Source organism: uncultured Clostridium sp. (assembly GCF_947036855.1).
Classification (GTDB): Bacteria; Bacillota; Clostridia; order Clostridiales; family Clostridiaceae; genus Sarcina.
Genome location: NZ_CAMQRY010000176.1, coordinates 1 through 4,092, shown reverse-complemented (window position 1 = coordinate 4,092; position 4,092 = coordinate 1). Strand labels below are relative to the sequence as shown.

General features: G+C 28.6%; 3 protein-coding genes and 1 pseudogene. 1 reads left to right on the top strand and 3 read right to left on the bottom strand.

Going from position 1 to position 4,092, the window contains the following annotated elements; translation table 11 throughout:
• Positions 1-358 precede the first annotated feature (358 nt).
• A complete protein-coding gene (locus tag Q0V15_RS13015) occupies positions 359-670 on the bottom strand; it encodes a glucose PTS transporter subunit EIIB (protein ID WP_367173777.1) in 312 nt (103 codons plus the stop codon).
• Positions 656-2,059: pseudogene (gene nagE, locus Q0V15_RS12240) on the bottom strand (N-acetylglucosamine-specific PTS transporter subunit IIBC); the annotation flags it as partial. The gene Q0V15_RS13015 and the pseudogene nagE, both read right to left, overlap by 15 nt.
• Before the next feature lie 475 nt (positions 2,060-2,534).
• Here nagE and Q0V15_RS12235 point away from each other — a divergent pair.
• A complete protein-coding gene (locus Q0V15_RS12235; RefSeq protein ID WP_297439419.1) occupies positions 2,535-3,011 on the top strand; it encodes a PTS glucose transporter subunit IIA in 477 nt (158 codons plus the stop codon).
• Positions 3,012-3,056: 45 nt separating this feature from the next.
• Here the strand turns inward: Q0V15_RS12235 and Q0V15_RS12230 are convergent, their stop codons facing one another.
• Complete coding sequence (locus Q0V15_RS12230) at positions 3,057-3,920, bottom strand: PRD domain-containing protein (protein WP_297439417.1); 864 nt, start codon at positions 3,918-3,920, stop codon at positions 3,057-3,059.
• Between the last annotated feature and the right edge of the window lie 172 nt (positions 3,921-4,092).

Sequence of the window (4,092 nt, the reverse complement as noted above, 5' to 3'; positions counted from 1 at the left end):
TGCTGGTTTACTTAATTTCATCTGTTTAATTTTCAAAGACCTTATCGCCTTGTTTTAGACAACTTCTATATAATATCATCTTATCATATATTATGTCAACAGTTTTTTAAATTTATTTTATTTATTTTATTTATTTTTAAATATTATCAAAATCATCTGCTAAATCTAGTACTTATCATACCTTACCTTTATTTTTTCATTATATTTCTCAAGCTTTATATACTAAAAAAACTTTTTCTCATCTTTTTGATAAATATAAATGCTATTTCATCTATTTAACTATTTTTATATCCATATTTGAGTAAAAACCTAAAAAACTACCTTAAAACAAAATTTGTTTTAAGGTAGTCTATTTATATTAAACTAATTTTTTCATTTCTGATGCTATTGGATCTGCTAATGTTCCCATTATTATCTGTACATTATTTGACCCAAGTTTCATTATTCCCTTAGCACCTAATGCTTTAATTTTAGGTTCATCCATTACAGATGTATCTTTAAGTGTTAATCTAAGTCTTGTTACACAGTTATCTAATACCTCAATGTTTTCTTTTCCACCTATTGCTTCTAATAAACCTTCAGCTACACCAGCTAACCCTTCTTTTTTAGAAGTTGCTTTTACCGGTTCATCTTTTTTAACTATAACTTGACCACTAACTATTTTTTTCATTTCTGCTGTTATTGGATCCGCTAATGTTCCCATTATTATTTGTACATTATTTGATCCAAGTTTCATTATTCCCTTAGCACCTAACGCTTTAATTCTTATTTCATCCATTATAGATGTATCTTTAAGTGTTAATCTAAGTCTTGTTACACAATTATCTAATACCTCAATATTTTCTTTTCCACCTATTGATTCTAATATCCCATTAGCTACTGATGTTAAACTATTATCTGTTGAACTTTCATCTTTACTTCCTACACCATCAAATATATCATCATCTTCTCTACCTGGAGTTTTTAAATCAAATTTCTTAATGAAGAATACAAATAAGAAATAGTAAATTACAAATGCTACTGCACCCATCACTAATAATAGTAGAGGATTTTTTCCCTTACCGAAGTATAAGGCGTAATCCATAAGTCCACTTGAGAAACTAAACGCTAAATGTATATTAAGAGCATAAGCTACTGCCATAGATATTCCTGTTAATACTGCATGTATAAAGTATAAAACTGGTGATAAGAACATAAATGTAAATTCTATCGGCTCTGTAATACCAGTTATAAATGCTGTTAATGCAAGTGATAAGAACATTCCTCCAACTTGTGCTTTTTTACTTTTCTTAGCCATTCTATACATAGCTAGACAAGCTGCTGGAAGTCCAAACATAACTATTGGATAAAACCCTGCTGTATAAACACCAGCTGTTGGGTCACCTGCTAAGAATCTTGAAATATCTCCAGTAACTATTTGATGAGTAACTGGGTCAGTATAATTTCCAAGTTGGAACCAAAATACTGTATTCATTACATGATGTAATCCAATTGGAATTAATAATCTATTTAAGAACCCATAAACTCCAGCACCTACAAAACCTGCACTTGTCATAAATACTGCAAATTCATTTAGTCCTACTTGAACCATTGGCCATACATATCCAAAGAATATACCAAGCCCTACACATACTGCTGATGTTATGATTGGAACAAATCTTTTTCCTCCAAAGAAACCAAGAACTGCTGGAACTCTTATATTATGGAACTTATTATAAAGAAGCCCACCAATTACTCCAGTAAGTATTCCACCAAATACACCCATATCTATTGTCGGATTAAATGCCTTTGCAACATTACTCATTACTAAGAACCCTAGTAATCCTGCAAGTCCACCAACCCCATTATTTTCTTTTGAAAGTCCAAATCCTATTCCAACGGCAAATAACATAGCCATATTTACACCAAATGCGGCTGATCCAGCTGCACTAAGCCAAGGAATATTTAAAAGATCCTTATCTCCTAGTCTTAATAATAATCCCAGTGCAGGCATTACTGCTATTGGAACCATTATTGATTTACCTATTTTCTGTAGAAATCCAAGTATTTCACTACCCATCTTTCTTTTTGATGCTGTTGCCATCAAAACCCCTCCTCTTACGTACACTAATTTTTTATCTCTTCAAATTAAAATAGCTGTATAAATATTTTCAAATCAACCCTAATAAAATAAAAAAGCTGAAAAAGATAAAATACAATTTAATTTGTATACTATCTTTTTCAGCTTATGCCCATCAAGGTTACACGCCTCTAAATATTCTCTATTTAATTCGCAATATAAAATCATTCTATGTACTAATCTTAATATATTTGAAGTATTTTGTCAACTTTTTGCTACTTTTTCCTTTCTTTTTAGACACAATTAACATTTGACATTTTATCATATATATAATATACTGATTAAGACGTGTTACTGTTTAGTCAGGCATAAGTTCTTTCGGGATACTTATGTCTTTTTTTATATAATAAAATAAATAATGAAGGGATGTGAACTTCCTAGTGTTTAGCTACATTATGAATACTAGGAGAATAATATGTTTGGATTTTTAAAGAAAGATTTAGAATTAATAGCTGCAATAGATGGTACAACAATAGATTTATCAAATGTACCTGATCCTGTTTTTGCTCAAAAAATGGCAGGTGAAGGAATCGCTATAGATCCTACTGGTAATATTATAGTTGCACCTTGTGATGGTGAACTTAGTTTAATATTTAAAACAAACCATGCTTTTGCAATGACTTTAGATGGTGGAATTGAACTTTTAGTTCATATAGGAATAGATACAGTTTCACTTGATGGAGAAGGTTTTGAAAGATTAATTGAACCTGGAACTCAAATAAAAGCAGGAACTCCTATAATAAAAATAAATAAAGATTTTATAGAATCAAAAGGGATTTCACTTATTACACCAATTTTAATAACTAATCCTGATTCTGTTAAGTCAATAACTCCAATAGTTGGTAAAACAGTTAAAGCTGGATCTGATGTTGTAGTTAATTATAAAAAATAATAATAAAATCCAAATTATAATTATATAATTTGGATTTTTTATATTTTATTTGTTTTTAGACTTAAAAGCCTTTACAAATCTTTCAATATGCATTGCCATGTAAGCAATTTCATCATCATTAACTTTTTTATTTAATGATTCTTCAATAAGTTTTCCAACTTCTTTAGACACTTTATATGATTTTCTATATTTTATTTTTATTAAATCTAAGAAATCATTTTCATTTTCAACATTTTTTAAAATTCTTTCCATTGCAAATCTTAAATGAGTTAAAAATCTAGCATAATCAAGGCTTTTTCTATCAATTTTAATATCCATTAATTCTTCTATTGTTTCTATAGCTGAACTTCCAACATAAGCATATTTTATTGTATTCGATAACTTCCCACTATTTCTAGCTGAATGTATATGTAGTGCAATTAACCCTACTTCACCATCTGGAATATATACATCTGTTTTATTTTCTAATTCTAATGCTAATTTTTTTGCTAAATCAAATTCTACAGAATATAAAGTTTGAATTTCAACTAAAAATGGATTTTCAATGACTTCCCCCTCTGAAAGTCTTTTTAAAGCTATTGAAATATGATCAATAAGACCTATGTGTATAGTTTCATTTAAATCCTCATTAAGTTCAATTGCAATATTTGAAATAAACTCTTCGCAGATACCTATAAAATCATCATCATTCCTACTAACTACTTCATTAAAATTTTTAATATTTTCTTTATCCTCTAAAATAAATATTTTTTCATATATAGTTCCCTTATCTACACTATTTCCTGGCTTTTTACCAAACCCAATTCCTTTTCCAAATAGTATACTTTCTTGTCCATTTATATCAATTGCTATAACATTATTATTAAATGCTTTTATAACTTTATAACTATTACCTAATTCCTTATTCAATTTCTCACCTCATAATTTTATAATATACCTTTATTATATATTAAATTATCATATAACTTAACTTAATTTCAAAAAAAAAAGCATTTAGATGTTAAATCTAAATGCTTTCTATAAGAACCTGGCAACAACCTACTCTCCCACACGCTCGCGCATGCAGTACCATCGGCCTCTA